The 15,234-nt window shown below is 51.8% G+C and carries 22 protein-coding genes and 2 pseudogenes; 10 read left to right on the top strand and 14 right to left on the bottom strand.

Annotated elements, in window-relative coordinates; genetic code table 11:
- The first annotated feature begins 269 nt into the window (after positions 1–269).
- The gene (locus tag L1249_RS10575) at positions 270–1,190 is read left to right on the top strand and encodes a glutaminase (RefSeq protein WP_062363230.1); all 921 of its coding nucleotides are present in this window, start codon (positions 270–272) and stop codon (positions 1,188–1,190) included.
- Here L1249_RS10575 and L1249_RS10570 read toward each other — a convergent pair.
- On the bottom strand, positions 1,187–2,041 hold the full coding sequence (locus L1249_RS10570; protein WP_062363233.1) for a methylated-DNA--[protein]-cysteine S-methyltransferase: 855 nt from the start codon (positions 2,039–2,041) through the stop codon (positions 1,187–1,189). The genes L1249_RS10575 and L1249_RS10570 overlap by 4 nt on opposite strands.
- Before the next feature lie 211 nt (positions 2,042–2,252).
- Here L1249_RS10570 and L1249_RS10565 point away from each other — a divergent pair, with 211 nt between their 5' ends.
- Positions 2,253–3,062, top strand: coding sequence for a DUF1206 domain-containing protein (locus tag L1249_RS10565; RefSeq protein WP_062363238.1), 810 nt, complete (start codon positions 2,253–2,255; stop codon positions 3,060–3,062).
- A gap of 7 nt (positions 3,063–3,069) precedes the next feature.
- Positions 3,070–3,672, top strand: a complete 603-nt coding sequence (locus tag L1249_RS10560; protein ID WP_062363240.1) for a YqaA family protein — start codon at positions 3,070–3,072, stop codon at positions 3,670–3,672.
- 50 nt (positions 3,673–3,722) lie between these two features.
- Here L1249_RS10560 and L1249_RS10555 read toward each other — a convergent pair whose 3' ends face one another.
- On the bottom strand, positions 3,723–4,133 hold the full coding sequence (locus L1249_RS10555; RefSeq protein ID WP_044630399.1) for a DUF4019 domain-containing protein: 411 nt from the start codon (positions 4,131–4,133) through the stop codon (positions 3,723–3,725).
- Positions 4,134–4,353: 220 nt separating this feature from the next.
- Between L1249_RS10555 and L1249_RS10550 the strand changes: the two genes are divergently transcribed.
- On the top strand, positions 4,354–5,109 hold the full coding sequence (locus tag L1249_RS10550; protein WP_044630398.1) for a class I SAM-dependent DNA methyltransferase: 756 nt from the start codon (positions 4,354–4,356) through the stop codon (positions 5,107–5,109).
- Here L1249_RS10550 and L1249_RS10545 read toward each other — a convergent pair.
- Both L1249_RS10545 and L1249_RS10540 read right to left on the bottom strand, forming a co-directional pair.
- Complete coding sequence (locus L1249_RS10545; RefSeq protein ID WP_044630397.1) at positions 5,106–5,576, bottom strand: DUF1456 family protein; 471 nt, start codon at positions 5,574–5,576, stop codon at positions 5,106–5,108. The genes L1249_RS10550 and L1249_RS10545 overlap by 4 nt on opposite strands.
- A 10-nt stretch (positions 5,577–5,586) precedes the next feature.
- Complete coding sequence (locus tag L1249_RS10540; RefSeq protein ID WP_044630396.1) at positions 5,587–6,009, bottom strand: hypothetical protein; 423 nt, start codon at positions 6,007–6,009, stop codon at positions 5,587–5,589.
- A gap of 93 nt (positions 6,010–6,102) precedes the next feature.
- On the opposite strand from L1249_RS10540, the pseudogene L1249_RS10535 reads away from it, so the two are divergent.
- Positions 6,103–6,378, top strand: a pseudogene (locus tag L1249_RS10535) (DEAD/DEAH box helicase); the annotation flags it as partial.
- Here the strand turns inward: L1249_RS10535 and L1249_RS10530 are convergent.
- A pseudogene (locus L1249_RS10530) lies at positions 6,370–6,768 on the bottom strand (transcription termination factor Rho); the annotation flags it as partial. The pseudogenes L1249_RS10535 and L1249_RS10530 overlap by 9 nt on opposite strands.
- 183 nt (positions 6,769–6,951) lie before the next feature.
- On the opposite strand from L1249_RS10530, the gene L1249_RS10525 reads away from it, so the two are divergent.
- Positions 6,952–7,191, top strand: a complete 240-nt coding sequence (locus tag L1249_RS10525) for a type II toxin-antitoxin system ParD family antitoxin (protein WP_044630393.1) — start codon at positions 6,952–6,954, stop codon at positions 7,189–7,191.
- Positions 7,191–7,484 carry a type II toxin-antitoxin system RelE/ParE family toxin gene (locus L1249_RS10520; protein ID WP_058579745.1) on the top strand — a complete coding sequence of 98 codons (294 nt, stop codon included), beginning with the start codon at positions 7,191–7,193 and terminating at the stop codon, positions 7,482–7,484. Before L1249_RS10525 ends, L1249_RS10520 begins: the two co-directional genes overlap by 1 nt.
- A 135-nt stretch (positions 7,485–7,619) precedes the next feature.
- Here the strand turns inward: L1249_RS10520 and L1249_RS10515 are convergent, their stop codons facing one another.
- From L1249_RS10515 to L1249_RS10490, 6 genes are all read right to left on the bottom strand, one after another.
- A complete protein-coding gene (locus L1249_RS10515; RefSeq protein WP_172514392.1) occupies positions 7,620–8,174 on the bottom strand; it encodes a sugar O-acetyltransferase in 555 nt (184 codons plus the stop codon).
- A 95-nt stretch (positions 8,175–8,269) separates the two neighbouring features.
- Positions 8,270–9,961 carry a DUF2326 domain-containing protein gene (locus tag L1249_RS10510; protein WP_172514391.1) on the bottom strand — a complete coding sequence of 564 codons (1,692 nt, stop codon included), beginning with the start codon at positions 9,959–9,961 and terminating at the stop codon, positions 8,270–8,272.
- Entirely contained in the window at positions 9,951–10,175 is a 225-nt protein-coding gene (locus L1249_RS10505) for an ABC-three component system middle component 6 (protein ID WP_172514390.1), read from the bottom strand. Before L1249_RS10505 ends, L1249_RS10510 begins: the two co-directional genes overlap by 11 nt.
- Complete coding sequence (locus L1249_RS10500) at positions 10,165–10,749, bottom strand: ABC-three component system protein (RefSeq protein WP_172514389.1); 585 nt, start codon at positions 10,747–10,749, stop codon at positions 10,165–10,167. The genes L1249_RS10505 and L1249_RS10500 overlap by 11 nt, the downstream gene beginning before the upstream one ends.
- A gap of 11 nt (positions 10,750–10,760) precedes the next feature.
- Entirely contained in the window at positions 10,761–11,000 is a 240-nt protein-coding gene (locus L1249_RS10495; protein WP_172514388.1) for a hypothetical protein, read from the bottom strand.
- 544 nt (positions 11,001–11,544) lie between these two features.
- Positions 11,545–11,865: a hypothetical protein gene (locus L1249_RS10490; protein WP_164834383.1), complete on the bottom strand. Its 321-nt coding sequence runs from the start codon at positions 11,863–11,865 to the stop codon at positions 11,545–11,547.
- Between the two features lie 136 nt (positions 11,866–12,001).
- On the opposite strand from L1249_RS10490, the gene L1249_RS10485 reads away from it, so the two are divergent.
- A complete protein-coding gene (locus tag L1249_RS10485; RefSeq protein WP_054641813.1) occupies positions 12,002–12,313 on the top strand; it encodes a BrnT family toxin in 312 nt (103 codons plus the stop codon).
- Positions 12,288–12,560, top strand: a complete 273-nt coding sequence (locus L1249_RS10480) for a BrnA antitoxin family protein (protein WP_054641814.1) — start codon at positions 12,288–12,290, stop codon at positions 12,558–12,560. The genes L1249_RS10485 and L1249_RS10480 overlap by 26 nt, the downstream gene beginning before the upstream one ends.
- 154 nt (positions 12,561–12,714) lie before the next feature.
- Here L1249_RS10480 and L1249_RS10475 read toward each other — a convergent pair whose 3' ends face one another.
- On the bottom strand, positions 12,715–13,464 hold the full coding sequence (locus tag L1249_RS10475) for an NAD(P)H-dependent oxidoreductase (protein WP_213262288.1): 750 nt from the start codon (positions 13,462–13,464) through the stop codon (positions 12,715–12,717).
- Between the two features lie 93 nt (positions 13,465–13,557).
- Between L1249_RS10475 and L1249_RS10470 the strand changes: the two genes are divergently transcribed.
- Entirely contained in the window at positions 13,558–14,448 is an 891-nt protein-coding gene (locus L1249_RS10470) for a LysR family transcriptional regulator (RefSeq protein ID WP_213262289.1), read from the top strand.
- A 58-nt stretch (positions 14,449–14,506) separates the two neighbouring features.
- On the opposite strand, the gene L1249_RS10465 is transcribed toward L1249_RS10470, so the two are convergent.
- Both L1249_RS10465 and L1249_RS10460 read right to left on the bottom strand, forming a co-directional pair.
- Positions 14,507–14,806 carry a helix-turn-helix domain-containing protein gene (locus L1249_RS10465; protein WP_062373489.1) on the bottom strand — a complete coding sequence of 100 codons (300 nt, stop codon included), beginning with the start codon at positions 14,804–14,806 and terminating at the stop codon, positions 14,507–14,509.
- Positions 14,799–15,113, bottom strand: coding sequence for a hypothetical protein (locus L1249_RS10460; protein WP_054641851.1), 315 nt, complete (start codon positions 15,111–15,113; stop codon positions 14,799–14,801). Before L1249_RS10460 ends, L1249_RS10465 begins: the two co-directional genes overlap by 8 nt.
- Positions 15,114–15,234 lie beyond the last annotated feature (121 nt).

Below are 15,234 nucleotides of genomic sequence, written 5' to 3'. Positions count from 1 at the left end.
CGTGGGATAAAACCGATAGCGGTAGGCACGGTGTACGGTCGTCATGGCTAAAAATTAACGTGGTAAATCTAGCATGTCAACTAAGAGGCGCTGCGCGCCTCGCGCTATCCTGCCTCGGCCTAAAAGGTCGAGGTTTGACGCGCATTTTGATTAAATCGTGCGCCCTCAGGCTTCACAAGGTGCGTCGTGGAAGGGCCGGATAACAGGCAGACAGCCGAGCTTTTTTCCGCTAGGGTAGCGGCTCCCGCTGCCAAACGACGACGCCCGAGATGCAAGAGTTACTCAACGATATTGCCGCCGAGTTGGCCCAGGAAACCGAGCGCGGCAAAATGGCTGATTACATCCCTCAGCTTGCCCATGTAGACCCCAGCCAGTTTGCCATTAGCCTAGCCACGGTAGAGGGCGAGCGCTTTTCGGCGGGCTGCGCGACCACGCCCTTCTCGATTCAGAGTATTTCCAAGGTATTTACCTTGACCATTGCGCTGGGGAAATGGGGCGATGGACTGTGGTCAAAAGTAGGCCGCGAGCCTTCCGGCGACCCGTTCAACTCCATCGTTCAGCTAGAGCATGAGGGCGGCAAACCGCGCAACCCGTTCATCAATGCCGGGGCCATTGCGGTGGTGGATGCCATCATGATGGGCCACGAACCCAAAGAGACTCTGGCCGAAATTTTGAGCTTTGTGCGCTACATCGCAGACGACAACAGCATCTGTTTTGATCATCAAGTCGCTGCGTCGGAAATGGAGCACAAAGATCGCAACGCTTCGCTAGCCCACTTTATGAAAGCCTTTGGGCGGCTGCGCCACGATGTCGATAAAGTGCTCGGCACCTACTTTCACCAGTGCGCTATCGCCATGAGCAGCGAACAGTTGGCCCACGCCGGGCTGTTTCTGGCCTCCGATGGGGTCAATCGGCCCAGCAATTTGCGCGTCGTGTCGCCCCAGCGGGCACGGCGGATCAACTCGCTGATGATGCTGTGCGGCCACTACGATGCCTCGGGGGAGTTCGCCTTTCGCGTGGGCTTGCCGGGCAAAAGCGGCGTAGGCGGCGGCATTTTAGCCATCGCGCCGGGGCGCGGCTCGCTAGCGGTGTGGTCGCCAGGGTTAGATCGCTATGGCAACAGCCTGCTAGGGGCGCGGGCGCTGGAGATGTTCGTGCAGCGCACCGGCTGGTCCGTTTTTGGGCACTAGCCGTGGGCGCTTTCCAACTGTTCAGCGTACTGGGCAGCTTCCCAGGCCTGCACTTTGCGTTTCACATCTAGCCCCCAACGGTAGCCGCCTAGCGCGCCGCTTTGCTGAATCACCCGGTGGCAGGGAATCCACAGCGCCACCGGGTTCGCGCCCACCGCATTCCCTACCGCCCGAGATGCTGTTGGCGCGCCTAGCGCCTGGGCAATGTGCGAATAGCTGGCGAGCCGTCCGTCGGGAATCATCAGCAGTGCTCGCCAAACGTTCAGCTGAAAATTGGTGCCGCGTACGTGTAGCGACAGCGCCCCCGGCGCAGCCGTTTTCCCTGGCTCGAACAGCGCATCGACGGCATAGCGGGTCGCCTCTGGCCGGTGGCGCACGGTACTGCGCGGCCACTCAGCGGCGAGCTGAGCCAGCATCTCTGCCTCGGGCGTGGCGGCCAGAAACCCCATTCGGCAAATACCCCTTGGCGTCGCTGCCACCAACACTTCGCCAAACGGCGTGGGATGAATGCCGTAAGCAATCTCCACGCCCTCCCCTTGGCGCTTAAACTCGCCAGGCGTGACCGCTTCCAGTGTCACAAAATGATCGTAAAGCCGCGAGCCACCGCTTAGCCCCAGCGCCTGGGCGGTATCGGCCAGGCTTTGCGCCGAGGCAATGAGCTGTTTACCCCGCGCCAGCGTCAGCGCCTGCAAAAAGCGCTTGGGGCTAACGCCTGCATAGCGGCAAAACAGCCGCTGAAAATGGAACGCGCTCAAATGCACCTGCGCCGCCACCGTCTCCAAACTCGGCTGCTGGGTGGCGTTGGCCACCATAAAGGCCATGGCTTTTTCGATGCGGGCGTAGTCGTTCATTGCTTCTATCTCACGGGTAAGGCTAAGGGATAACGCTCACAGTAGTTCAAGCTTAACCAGCGAAGGCCCCAGGGCCCACCCGAATCTTGCTCAGTTTGCATCCCTTTTATCGCCAAATGCCCAATAAACGCTACGCTGGACATTATCTCCCTACACCCACAGTATGGGCCTCCGGAAGGATCGCCATTGCCATTTACGTCAGGAGGACATCATGGACAGTACCCCCCCGAACCAACGGGATGCGGTAAAACTGTTCGCCCGCTTGGGCTACGCATCGCGAGGCGTGGTATATCTGCTGGTGGGTGGATTAGCGGCACTGGCGGCGTTTGGCCAAGGCGGCCAAACCGAAGGCAGCCGCGGCGCGCTTGAAAGCGTACTAACCGCCCCCTTCGGCAAAGTGCTGCTGGGCGTTATTGCATTGGGGTTAGTGGGCTATGCCGTATGGCGCACGCTGCAAGCCCTTCAGGATACTGATCACCACGGCAGCGGCACTAAAGGGCTGGCGATTCGCGGGGGCTTGCTGGTTAGCGCCGTTACGCATACGTTCTTGGCCTTTTTTGCTGCCAAGCTTGTGGTTCATATCGGCGGCTCTAGCGGCTCAGGAGATGGTTCTGAAAGTGCGGCCAGTTGGCTGATGCAGCAGCCCTTCGGGCGCTGGCTGGTGGCCGCAGTCGGCATTGCGCTGATTGGCGCGGGCATCGCCCATGCCATTAAAGGCTGGAAAGCAAAATTCGACCGCCACTTCTCAATGCCTGCCAAAGTGCAGCGCTGGGCTTACCCAGTATGCCGCTTTGGTTTAGCGGTGCGTGGATTGGTATTTGTTATGGTTGGCAGCTTCTTTATCCTAGCGGCTTACCAGTTCAACCCTAACCAAGCGGGCGGCACGACCGAAGTGTTCAGCACGTTAAGAGGCCAAGCCTTGGGCCAGTGGCTGCTCGCGTTTGTGGCTGTTGGGCTATTTGCGTTTGGCGTGTATAGCTTATTAACCGCTGTTTACCGCCGTATTAACCCTTCCCTGTAGCGCTCCTATGGCCTTTACATCAACGCGTACGAAGCAGTGGTTTGAGCGTATTAACGGCTCGAAAAATATGTTGTGGCTGCTCGCCACGCTCTCCTTTTTAGAAACCATTATTCTGCCGATTCCCATTGAACTGGTATTAATCCCGCTAATGGCAGTGAACCGGCAGCGCATCTGGGCTATTGCCGCCGTTACCACGCTGGGCTGTTTAGTGGCTTCGATAGTGGGCTACGGCGTGGGCATGGTGCTCTACCAATCCCTCGGCACGTGGTTTATCGAATTTATGGGGATGGAGCAGAGCTATCAGGCGTTTCAAGGCTTCTTTGACCAGTACGGCTTTGCAGCCATTCTCGCCATTGGCATTTTGCCGATTCCGTTTCAGGTGGCGATGATTACCGCCGGGCTCTCGGGCTACCCCATCGCGCTGTTCGCCCTGGCCGCCCTCATCGCCCGCGGGCTGCGTTACTACGGACTAGCATGGCTGGTACACCGTTTTGGGCACCGAGTGGAAAGCATGTGGAAACGCCATGCGCTGAAGACCAGCCTAGCGCTGGGCAGTGTGGTGCTTCTGCTAGTCCTGGGGATGCAGGCACTGGCGGGGCTGATCGTGTAGAAAACACACTAGCCGCCAACGTTGGCGGCTATTGATGGGCGCGAATCACGTTACTGCACGTAGTAGCCGCTCACTCGCCACGTGCCCTCTTCCAGATGTGGCGTGACGACTTCGACCACGCGCTGGTTATTCGTGAACTGGGTTTTAAAAGCGAACTCTTTGTAATCGTTGCGCGGCGCCCCAGGCATCGAGGTGTACTGCGACATGCGGATGCGCCGCCGCGACTCGACGCTGCCCAAATCGTTGCGGGCCAGCGTCACCACGCGCTGCAGCATGGTGGGAGAAAGCGGCGTCTTCAACAGCGGCGACGACTTTTCCCAAGCCTGCTCATATTCACCTTGATCAATCGCTTCCAGCCAAGCGAGCGCGGCCGCTTCCGCCGCCTCGGTGGTAGACGCCTGTACATAAGAAGTCATCGCCAGGAGCAACGCAGAGAGAATGAGAGCAAAGGGTTTTAGCATGGCAGCCTCGTATGGCAATCGAATGTGTCGTGCGACTTTAGTAGTTATCGGACCATCACACAATTTCTTTAATCACATTAACCCTAAAGCGCTAGCCAGGCTGTGAAAGAGTGCAAACTTGATCGCCGCTTGGCCAAGCCACTCCTACGCCTTCTCAAACTCCAACCGCTCGTTTACTATGCGCCTCCTCATTTATGTCAGCCCTCACCATTAGGCCACTATGTCCGTCAACGCGCTCTACACCGACCTGTCTGGCTACTACGATTTGATGTGCGTCGACATCGACTACCTGGCCCAAAGCCACGCCATTCGTCGCCTGCACCAAATTTTTGGTAATGAAGGCAAACGCCATTTGGACTTAGCCTGCGGCACCGGCCCTCACGTGCGTCATTTTCTGGATGCTGGCTACACCAGCAGCGGGTTGGATATTAACCAACCGATGCTGGATATTGCCGCCCAACGCTGCCCAGAGGCGCACTTCTCACTGCAGGATATGAGCAGCTTTGAGGTCGACGAACCGCTGGATCTCATCACCTGCTTTCTCTACTCCATCCACTACAGCGATGGCCTGGACAAGCTCGGCGACTGCATCGCCAGTGCCCACCGCGCCTTGAACGAGGGCGGCGTGTTCTGCTTCAACGCGGTGGATAAGCAGCGGATCGACAACGCGCTGTTCGTCAAGCACACGGTCCAGCAGGCGGAGGATAGGTTCACTTTCCGCTCCGGGTGGCACTACAGCGGCCAAGGGGAGCGGCAGTCGCTGCGGCTGAGCATCGAAAAGACCACGGCGGAGACAACGAAGGTGTGGTACGACGAGCACCCCATGGTGGCCGTCAGTTTTAGCGAACTCATCGCCCTGCTGGAGCCTACCTTCGAGGTGCACGTGTTTGAGCATGATTACCAGACCATCACGCCCTGGGATAACGTCTCAGGCAATGCGATCTTCGTGTGTGTGAAGCGCGAGGGCCTCGCTTAGCCTTTATCGTTCGGGCGCAGCTGAAGCTGAATGCCCATCAGGAAATTGCGCAGCATCTGATCTTTGCACTCACGGTAGTTCTTATGGCTGGGCTTGCGGAAAAACGCGCTAAGCTCATGTGCGCTAAGCGGCAAGCCCACTTGCTCGAACACTTCTAAAATATCCTCTGCCTTCATGTTCAGCGCGATACGCAGTTTCTGGAACACCATATTGTTGTTCAGCTGCGATTCTGGCGCAGGCTGCGGGCCTTCACGCTTGCCGCGTTTGAAGCTGATGAAACCGTTCAAAAACGACGCCAGCTCTTTGTTCTTCATGGTCACGAAGGCGTCGTCCTCGTCTTTTTTCAGCCACGCCGTCACCTGCTCCTGGGTCACGCTCACGTCCGCCAGGGCGAAGATCTTGACGATGGTGTTGTCTTTTAAATCAAAGGTGTAGCGGATACGGCGAAAAATATCGTTGTTGGTCAAAATCAGGTTCCTAACCGGTAGTTAATGTTGCCAGCAGCTCATCAATTTCTGCTTTAAGTTCGTTATCTTCAATAGTGTGGGCACTGGCCTGGGCCTGCTGCAAGCGTTCAATCGCCGCCTGGTTGTCGCCCAGCTCCACTTGCAGTGCCGCCATGGAAAAACCAATCGAGGCAATGTGGTCGTTCGACTGCTTGGCTACCGCCTTATCCAGCGCTTTTTGGTAGATCGGCAGCGCGTCTTCTAGCTCTTCGGTGAAGTCGGCCAGGGTTTCCCACTGCTCTGGGTGGTCTTTCCCGGTATTCTCGTGCTCGGTGCAGATCGCCTCAAGCTCGGCATACAGCGCTTCAAAAGTGGCGCGGTCATCTTTGGCAGCCGCCTTCATCAGCTTTTCGGCAAGCTCGTACACCGCCTTGTAAATTTTGGTGTTAATCATCGACCACGACTCTGTTCATTCGGAATGGAGACAAAACGCCCTACATGCGTGTGCGTTTAGCGTCATGACAGGATTATACCTGGTTGGGATGGAGGCACGGGCAAAACCGCGGCCTTTGTGCTGCCGCTGCTGGAAAAATTCAGCAAAGCCGCAGAGCCGCTGCGCGGTAAACGCATCCGTGCACTGATCCTCGTACCCACCCGCGAGCTGGCGGTTCAGGTGGAAGCCAGCGTAGTCCAATACGCCAAGCATACCCCGCTCACCTCAATGGCCGCGTACGGCGGTATGGATACCGCGCCCCAAAAGGAGCGTTTGATCGAAGGCGTGGACATTCTGGTGGCCACACCGGGCAGGCTACTGGCCCTCGCCAGCTTGCCTGCGCGCCGTTTGCAGCAGGTTGTCGGCCACGCGCGCATAGTGGGCGTAGCTCTCGTCAGACGACGAAGCGTGCACCTTGGCGGTCACGCTGCGCTTGAAATCGGTCACTTCCTCTGGGCGCTCATCGATCAGCAGGGCATACAGCTTGATCTCGGGATACGCCGCCGCCACGGCCTGGCAGATATGCTTCAACAGCGTGGTTTTCCCTGCCCCCCCCGGCGGCGCCACGATCAGCCCGCGCTGCCCCATGCTAATGGGCGTGATCAAATCCATCGCCCGCACACTGTGCTCACGAACGCCATTGGCCAGATAAAGGCGCGGGGAAGGATAAATGGCGGTGCCGTTGAGAAGGCTAATACATCCGCAACAGCCGTTGGTTATGCATTATTCATAGTGGCTCCAGGCCTGAGAACTTCCGCTACCAGCGCTAGCCGTTCCTGCGCTTTTGGTTTGAGGCCGCGGGAGGCCAGCTTCGCAGTGGCGCGACTTTATCGCGTCGGCCTGCCTTGCCTTGTTATGGGTGCTTTGCCATGATATACCAATATTTGGTATAGGAGTCTCCCCATGGCTAGAAATACCAGCATTACACTCGGGCCCCATTTTGACGAGTTTATAGCCATTCAGGTTGAAAAGGGCCGCTATGGCTCGGTGAGCGAGGTGGTACGTGCCGGACTGCGTCTGCTTGAAGAAACGGAAAGTAAGCTTGAACGGCTCCAACGCCTTCTGGATGAAGGCGAACAGAGCGGAATCGCAGAGTATTCCCTTGAAAGCGTTATTACAGAACTGGACAACGAAGCTCACTGATGCGTCCATACCTGCTCACTTCCTCTGCCCGAAAAGACGTTGTCGAGATAGGCCGCTTCACCACCGAAAAGTGGGGAAAGCGCCAACGCGATACGTACCTCAGGCAGCTTGACGATGCTTTCAAGCTGCTCGCTCGCCAACCTGATATTGGCCGCGATACGGGTGACATAAAACCAGGGTACAAAAAGTTCAGTCAGGGCAGTCATGTTATCTTTTACAGAGCCGGTACGGAATCCAGGATCGTTGTCATCCGAATTCTCCACAACAGTATGGATGTGGAGCAGCATCTTTAACGCCCAATTAAGTAGCCCGAAACGCTACTACCAACTTTCCGCACAACACCGTAATCACAAAAACCAACGCATAGTAAAAATGCCACGCGTTGGCTGTCTCTCTTGAAGCGTTTGTTATGAGCAGCTAGCTAAAGGTTACTCGATTGCTTTTAACACTCGTGCTGGGTTGCCACCAATGACAACATTGCTACCAAAGCTCTTTGTCACAACGGCTCCCGAGGCAACAACAACATTGTCACCTAACGTCACTCCAGGGTTGATCGTTGCATGACCACCAATCCAACAGTTGTTACCTATTCTGATTGGCTTTGCAAACTCTACCCCACTGTTTCTCTGAATCGGATCGATTGGATGAGTTGCCGTATAGATTCCGACCTGTGGTGCTATAAAACAGTTTTCACCAATACGAACTTCCGCTACGTCCAAAATGACACAGCCAAAATTGGCATAGAAATTCTCACCAACGTGTATATTCAGCCCGTAATCGCAGTTGAAAGTCGATTCAATGTGAATGCTATTTCCTGTAGAACCCAACAAGGATTTGACTATCTCTACTCTTTTATCTGGGCAACTTACACTTGTTTGATTTAGCTTCTCTGTGAGTAAACGAGCCTCAAGACGCAACTTGACGAGCTCAGCGTCACTCGGATCGTAATACTCACCAAAGAGCATTTTTTCTCTTTCTGTCATATATAACTCAGTTCTAAAGTTTAATGCTGCTCATAACGCCTCAAACACCGGCGCAGCTTTGCTGCGTCCGAGTGATTTGACTTGTTAGTTTTCGTTTAAACACAAAAGAATTTTTCATCCTCATCAAGAGCCAAGATTATATTTCTGGATACCTTCTTATAGGTTTCTTCTGATATTTTATCTGATAGCATTGACAGAATTTGTTGACCCGGAAGCTTGTTTGCTTCTTCGAAAATATCTTCAATTTGTTTTTTGTCAACATCCTCAATACTGTCATGAAAAATAAAGCTTGGTCGATTAAGCTTTAACTCACTAATGGCATGAATATATGCAAAATCAAAAGCAATAACTTCGGCTTTCTTCTTCCCGCCCTCAGGATTAGTTGCTGTGTTAATGAGTTCAATAGAGCAAGCCCCGCTATCCTTATTAAAATCCAAGTCTATGCTGTATTCTTCATCGTGAAGACTTTTGGTAAGAGACCTGAAGTGTGTATTAAATTTTTTCTCAAATTCATAAACATTATCAATCTCTTTGGAAATGGCCTCAAGAATCTTTTGCAATTGAGCTTCAGCTTCAGCTTGATCTGATTTTGCTTTGGACTGCTGCTCCATTAGACCTTCTAATTTTCCAAGCTCAACTTTAAGCTCACCAAGTCGTTTCAGATTTTTAGTCACATTGTCTAAGCTTTCCTTAGACCTCATGTCAGAAAAAACTTGTAACTTATCTTTCCTTATTGAACTTAGCTCTGCCTGAAGACCTTCAGACTCCTCGTTCAATTTAGGTAAATCAATCGTAAGAAAGTGCTTCTTTTTCTCAACGAGATTTTTATGGAACAAAATGACATCTTCAAGTTCTCGTAAGGCTCCGTCAATTGCGACGCCGGAGAAGCTATATATAGCTTTAAGCTCGTTAATCAAATAACCATCTTTGTCTTTAGATAAGAGTTCTATAGTATGATTGATGTTGTCTACTTTTCGCTGTATAGATAGAAGTTCTTCGGTATATCGGTCTTCTTTTACCTGTAGCTCTGAAAGTCTTTCTATTGGGTTTGAATATTCTGATGAATATTCGAATGTTAAAAGGTTATCCTCTAGCTCTTTAGCATCTGCCTTATATTTCTTGATCTCACTTTTCGGCTTTTGCTCTTTCACTAGCGCATTAATCGATGTGGAATTCCTTTTTCGCCTGTTAACCAGATTTGTTGCATCTCTTTTCTCCGTAAGTAGAGACGTATTATTGAAACCGAAAAGGTATAAAAAAAGTTCGCTATAATCTTTTGGGCCTTGTCGCTTATCAAGAAACTTAGTCGTACTTAACATTCTGTGACTGTCATTTCTAATGAATTTCGGCGCTACAGCTCGGACAGAAGGTCTTCTAGTAGATATATTAAAAATTTTATCCTGAATAAATGACTCATATCCCTTTTCTTCAACAATTTCACCATTTACCCAGAATTTAGATTCGGATTCGTCATCAATACATAAATGGCGAGAAATTTGATTTATTTTATTTGAGTAGTCAAAGAAGCTGAGAGAAGCAGTTACAATGTTGTTCTTAAATAGCGTTTCTATCTCAAGATTTGGCTTTTTGAACTCTTCATCAATGTAAATATTTTCTATGCTTCCTAGCATTAGAAAGTCAACCACTCGTGATAATGTTGATTTTCCTACACTGTTACCTGTACGACCAGAATTTGGCTTGTTTGTGACGAGGTTAAGACCAGACTTGAATTTAACAAATCTTTTTACCTCGTTATTTATCTTTATTTCAAGGCTATCAAGCTTCATTTATAAAAACCTCTACTCCATTAAACTCAATTGCCTTAATTGAAAACAACCAATCTAACGACAGTATGATGTGATCAATCGATACTTTTAGCTCTGAAGAGCAGTCAGTGAGTATCGCATCTAAGGGCGGATTTTCATCTGCCACTTTCTTTAGAATTTTTGCCCCTATGCTTACAACATTTATTTCTGGGTCACAACCACTTCTAGGAATCATCAGCTGGATTCTCCATGATTATGCATTCGATAAAAGCATGAGCTACAACAACATTCACTCCCAATTCAACATGCTCTTTGTAAGCAGGAGTGTTTTTTGATTCAAATACAGTATTTTTTAATCTTTGAATGATAAAGTCCAAAATGAACTCAGAATTTTCTCTGACTTTAGCTATGTCTATATCGCAAATTAAATAGTCAATTTCAACAGCGTCTAAAGCAAGAAAGTATAAATCGTTTAAATTCTGAAGGATCGTATCTTTTCCAAAAGTGACCAATGAGTCAATCTCGGAATAGGCTTCTTCTACTTTTGAAGAATGATCTAAGTATTGCTTTATGATATGGCTTTTAGCTTTAAGGTTATTGTGTTGTATCTTTACAACTGTTTCAGAAGATGGGCGTCTTCTGTTTTTCTTGAGCGTAAATGGCTTATTAGCTAGTGACTTTAGCAATTCATTTATAGCTGAGCTGATCTCATATTCGGGTGAATTTCCGATTATGATATTTCCAGCATTACGTTCAACTTTAACTGTTTTATTCACAGAGGGATTATCCCCTTCATTTCCTATAGTCAAGGTTTAGTCCCTTACATGTCTATTCTCATGCCGCCTGAATTATTCTTTGTATACACATTCTTCTGGCCGTTTTGCGTAACACTATCCTGACTATTATCTACTGTTGAATTTTTTGTTATTTCGCCAACTTGCATTTTCAACTGTTTATTTTTCTTTGATTTAATCACAGCAAATAACGTACTTCCAACAGTACATACCCAAGCCAGTGTGACACCAATATCCGATTTTACAAATTCAATGAAAGTATCCATTTTTATCCTAGATGACAAATGATGATGTTGATGAGAAAACTAACGCTGAGCTTAGCGGCGCCACGTCAGTGGCGTCCGGTGGACGGCCCTCGGGCCGGGAACGTACTACAGCGACTGGTTAGCTGAGAAGCACCGGCGGGCGACAAACCCAGATCCTTGGCAACCAACATGACCGCCTGCTCCGTTGCTTTATGCACAAGCCCTAGCCGATGCACCCTGAGTAAAACTACCACCGACAATGCGGCGAATGAACCTGGACCTCAGATTAGCAGGTAAGCAAGGAACCAGGTTTCGACGGACACCTGGTTCCGGCAAACACTCACCTTTATGCCAACGCCACTGGCTGATTTTGGCTACCCACTCGCCGCGGATTCCGACGGCCTTGGCAAACCACGGGAATTGCCGGATTTGCTGCCAGTATAAGGCCAAGGCCAACACCACCGAGCCAACCAAAAGGCACAACGCACTACCCAGCTAACGCGTAGCGCACCGGTGACTTTGACGTAGCGAAGCGGAGACAAAGGCATCCGAGTGCCGCGCCTGGTTATGTTTGATATTCGATTTCTACGGCCGACTCGTCTCCACAATGAATGAAGAGTTCCCCTTTCGCTGAATTTGAAGATGAAAACTGAAACCAACCACGGCCAGACTTTTCACGACCATCATCATTTCCAGACCAAGAAAACTCGACTCGCCCTCCATCATCTGGAATGCGGTAGTCGATTTGGCCCTCAACTGCTCCGAATACAAAAAAGCCGAGGCCATCTTCATCGAACTGGAAGTATCCGGGCTCGATAAGATCAACAAAGTCTTGATCCCACATTTCCATCCACTTAATTCGCCAGCGTCCAACGACTTTACTCAAACTACCTCCTTAAAACATAACGCCTGCAGCATGCGCGCCCACGAAATGGAGCCGAGGGCGCAATGTAGTGGGCGTCGCCGTGCCTGCATTGGTTAGCACTTGTTGACGCCTGCGTATATGCTGATAATATACTTTTATGATCAATTGGGCACAAGTTACTGGCTTTGACTGGGACGAAGGCAACTCCCGAAAAAACGTGGAGAAACATGGCGTAAACCAGTCCGAAGCGGAAGAAATTTTCTTTAATGAGCCGCTTCTGGTGTTGGAGGATTCCAAACACAGCCAGACTGAGGCCCGTTTTCATGCTCTTGGTGAAACAGATGACGAGAGATTGCTCCACATCACGTTCACACTGAGGCAGAACGGTACGCTGATTCGGGTGATTTCCGCTCGCGACATGCACCGAAAAGAGAGGGCTGTTTATGAGCAAGCCAAAAAAGATGCCTGAGTTCAAAACTGAAGCAGAAGAACGGGAATTCTGGGAAACTCACGATTCCACCGACTACCTGGATTGGAGCCAGGCCAAGCCGGCATCGTTCCCGAAGCTGAAACCATCAACCAAGACCATCTCACTCCGGTTGCCGGAAACTCTGCTTGATCGGATCAAGATCGAAGCCAACAAGCGGGACATGCCTTATCAATCGCTGATCAAGGCTTGGCTTGCGGATGATGTAAACGACAGTCGTCGGACATGAGGTGCTAACGTCCGGCTTTGCGGCGAACCGGAGCGCCAGCGCAGGCGCGTCCGACAACAGCCGATTGTTAACCCCTGAGCGTGAGATCTTCCCGGGTGACCGCAGGGTGCCCAGCGTTCTTTGTCTTAACATAAAACAGAAGCCACTTTATTTCCTACAGTCGCCAACGCATAGGGTGAGTCTGTTCAAGAATACCGTTTTGATCCCAGTCTTCCCACCCAGTAAAAGGAATGGAAGGCTCCTCAAGCAGCCCTGACAACCGGTCCGCCCAAACCGTTTTATTCCCTTCCAACTGGCCCCTGAATTCGGACTCGTCCTGATAGCGGATACCACCACCCTGAATGCCATAGCTGACTTGTGGCGCCAGCACCTCAAACCCCACGTAGTAAAGCGAAGAATGCATCGGCCAGAGCCATTCCACCATATTGCCAGCGCGGCCGAATGGCATGAACGCCTGCTCCGGCGACCCGGTGGTCACAGAACATAGGGCTTTTTTACCCAGAAAATGCCCCCGGTTGTATCGCCTGCTGCCGGAGTAGAGCCCGCCATAAACCAGGACCCGGTCAAACCAGCCTTTCAGGATTGCTGGCTGTGCATGCCACCACAACGGAAACTGGAAGATCACCAGGTCGGCCCAGTCCAGTCGGCCAATTTCCCTCTGAACTTCAGGTGCCAGTGTACTTCGTTCATAATGGGCCCGCTGCTCGGTCAAGGGCGCAAAATAGTGTTCATCAACTCTTTCGGCATAGTGGCTGGCGCGTTCAACCGGATCGAACCCCTCCTGATAGAGGTCATCCAGTTCGACGGTGTGCCCCGCAATCTGTAGTGACTGTTTCGCCACATCCGCCAGCCCGCCGTTGAACGATGCTCGCTCCGGGTGCGCTAGTACAATCAGCACATTCATAAGCCTTGACCCCCTATTTTTGAATTCATCTGGCAGTAGCCTATGCTGTTCGTTATTACACATAAATACCCAATATCCGATAACTGAGCTTGCATGAACGAACAACAAATCCGCTGGGATGATCTGCAGATTATCTCGGCCATTGCCGAAACGGGCACGCTTTCAGGCGCTGGCAGGCAGTTGGGAGTCAGCCATGCGACCGTCTTCCGACGGCTGACGAATCTGGAAAATCAGCTGGGAGTCACACTGTTTGAACGCTCGCGTACGGGATACACCCCAAGCACGGCTGGTGAGGACCTTTTCTCGGTCGCAAGAAGGGTGCAAGCCGATATCACCGGCGCCGAACGCCGACTTGCGGGAAAAGACCTGAAGCTGTCCGGAGCCATCCGAGTCACCACCACCGACACCCTATTTGCGGGCCTGCTGGCAAAGCCGTTCGACACGTTCTGTGCGGACTATCCCGACATCAAGCTGGAAGTGGTCATATCGAACCAGGTGCACAGTTTGAGCAAACGGGAAGCGGACATCGCCATTCGCCCCACCGGAAAACCTCCGGAAACCCTGGTTGGCCGCAAGATTGGTGTGATCCTCCAAAGCGTCTACGGGCAGCGGCAGTACTGGCAGAACGAGCGAGTGCCCTTGCACAGGTTAACAGGGCACCCATGGATTGGCCCGGACAACCATATGGGCAACCGTGCTCTCGAAGCCTGGATGGCCCAGAATGGACTTAACGAGTTCTGCCGCTACCGGGTCGACTCCATGCTAGGCATGCAAGCCGCCACGCGATCAGGCCCCGCCGTGGCCGTACTTCCGGACTATCTGGGGGATTATGATCCAGAGCTCTGCCGCCTGACGGATTCAATCGGGGAGCTGGCCACTCCGCTCTGGATTCTTACCCATCCTGATCTGAGGCGGGTGAAACGAATTCGGGAGTTTACGCAAGTTATTGGTGAGTGTTTGCGCAGAGGCCTGACGGCTGGTTAACGCCCGGCTTTGCGGCGTGCCGGAGCGCAGCGTAGGCGCGTCCGACAACAGCCGCTTGTTAACCCCGTAGCTCGAGGCCTTCTCGAATGACCTCGGGATGACGGGAAGCAATCTCAATGAGCGCTTTTGCTGGACCAGAGGGTTCACGTCGACCTTGCTCCCACTCCTGCAGGGTTCGCGCGGAAATATGCAGTACCTCAGCAAACTCGACCTGAGTCAGTCCGGTTTTGCCTCGAGCCTCTGCCACCTCGTTAGGCTCAACACGACTGACTCGTGCAGTTTTGCCCGCTTTCATTTCTTTAACAGACTGAAGCAACTTGTTGCCAAGCTCCTCAGCACTTAGTGTCTCGTCACTCATTTTCCAATACCTCACGAATCGACTTCAGGATATGAGCGGGTATATTGCCCCTGACGGCTTTCTTGTAGATCACCAATAACCAGATCTCACCATTTGCCAACTTGGTGAAGTAAATGACTCGCACCCCACCGCGCTTCCCTGAACCCGCTACCGACCAACGAACCTTTCTACATCCGCCGCTACCCGGAATGGGGTCACCAATTTCCGGACTTGCCGCAAGCCAGGCAAAGAAAGCGCTTCGCTCTTCCTCAGTCCAGATTTTTCTGGCATCTGCTTCAAATGTAGGGGTTTCGATGATGGTAAACATGACAGTCAATATACGTCATTGACGGAGTTTTGCAAGATGCTGGTCACAAGGGTTAACGCCCGCAGCACGCGCGGCTTTGAAATGGAGGCGAAGCCGTAATGGAAAAGACGTCGCCTTGCCT

It is taken from the genome of Halomonas sp. Cn5-12 (genome assembly GCF_021532545.1).
Lineage (GTDB): Bacteria > Pseudomonadota > Gammaproteobacteria > Pseudomonadales > Halomonadaceae > Vreelandella > Vreelandella aquamarina.
This window is presented reverse-complemented; position numbering and strand designations above follow the sequence as displayed.

What these genes read in the sequence shown, in the direction of transcription:
- L1249_RS10575 (WP_062363230.1), top strand. Translation starts at nt 270, where the DNA reads ATGCAAGAGTTACTCAACGATATTGCCGCCGAGTTGGCCCAGGAAACC.
- L1249_RS10570 (WP_062363233.1), bottom strand. Translation starts at nt 2,041, where the DNA reads ATGAACGACTACGCCCGCATCGAAAAAGCCATGGCCTTTATGGTGGCC.
- L1249_RS10565 (WP_062363238.1), top strand. Translation starts at nt 2,253, where the DNA reads ATGGACAGTACCCCCCCGAACCAACGGGATGCGGTAAAACTGTTCGCC.
- L1249_RS10560 (WP_062363240.1), top strand. Translation starts at nt 3,070, where the DNA reads ATGGCCTTTACATCAACGCGTACGAAGCAGTGGTTTGAGCGTATTAAC.
- L1249_RS10555 (WP_044630399.1), bottom strand. Translation starts at nt 4,133, where the DNA reads ATGCTAAAACCCTTTGCTCTCATTCTCTCTGCGTTGCTCCTGGCGATG.
- L1249_RS10550 (WP_044630398.1), top strand. Translation starts at nt 4,354, where the DNA reads ATGTCCGTCAACGCGCTCTACACCGACCTGTCTGGCTACTACGATTTG.
- L1249_RS10540 (WP_044630396.1), bottom strand. Translation starts at nt 6,009, where the DNA reads ATGATTAACACCAAAATTTACAAGGCGGTGTACGAGCTTGCCGAAAAG.
- L1249_RS10525 (WP_044630393.1), top strand. Translation starts at nt 6,952, where the DNA reads ATGGCTAGAAATACCAGCATTACACTCGGGCCCCATTTTGACGAGTTT.
- L1249_RS10520 (WP_058579745.1), top strand. Translation starts at nt 7,191, where the DNA reads ATGCGTCCATACCTGCTCACTTCCTCTGCCCGAAAAGACGTTGTCGAG.
- L1249_RS10515 (WP_172514392.1), bottom strand. Translation starts at nt 8,174, where the DNA reads ATGACAGAAAGAGAAAAAATGCTCTTTGGTGAGTATTACGATCCGAGT.
- L1249_RS10510 (WP_172514391.1), bottom strand. Translation starts at nt 9,961, where the DNA reads ATGAAGCTTGATAGCCTTGAAATAAAGATAAATAACGAGGTAAAAAGA.
- L1249_RS10505 (WP_172514390.1), bottom strand. Translation starts at nt 10,175, where the DNA reads ATGATTCCTAGAAGTGGTTGTGACCCAGAAATAAATGTTGTAAGCATA.
- L1249_RS10495 (WP_172514388.1), bottom strand. Translation starts at nt 11,000, where the DNA reads ATGGATACTTTCATTGAATTTGTAAAATCGGATATTGGTGTCACACTG.
- L1249_RS10485 (WP_054641813.1), top strand. Translation starts at nt 12,002, where the DNA reads ATGATCAATTGGGCACAAGTTACTGGCTTTGACTGGGACGAAGGCAAC.
- L1249_RS10480 (WP_054641814.1), top strand. Translation starts at nt 12,288, where the DNA reads ATGAGCAAGCCAAAAAAGATGCCTGAGTTCAAAACTGAAGCAGAAGAA.
- L1249_RS10475 (WP_213262288.1), bottom strand. Translation starts at nt 13,464, where the DNA reads ATGAATGTGCTGATTGTACTAGCGCACCCGGAGCGAGCATCGTTCAAC.
- L1249_RS10470 (WP_213262289.1), top strand. Translation starts at nt 13,558, where the DNA reads ATGAACGAACAACAAATCCGCTGGGATGATCTGCAGATTATCTCGGCC.
- L1249_RS10465 (WP_062373489.1), bottom strand. Translation starts at nt 14,806, where the DNA reads ATGAGTGACGAGACACTAAGTGCTGAGGAGCTTGGCAACAAGTTGCTT.
- L1249_RS10460 (WP_054641851.1), bottom strand. Translation starts at nt 15,113, where the DNA reads ATGTTTACCATCATCGAAACCCCTACATTTGAAGCAGATGCCAGAAAA.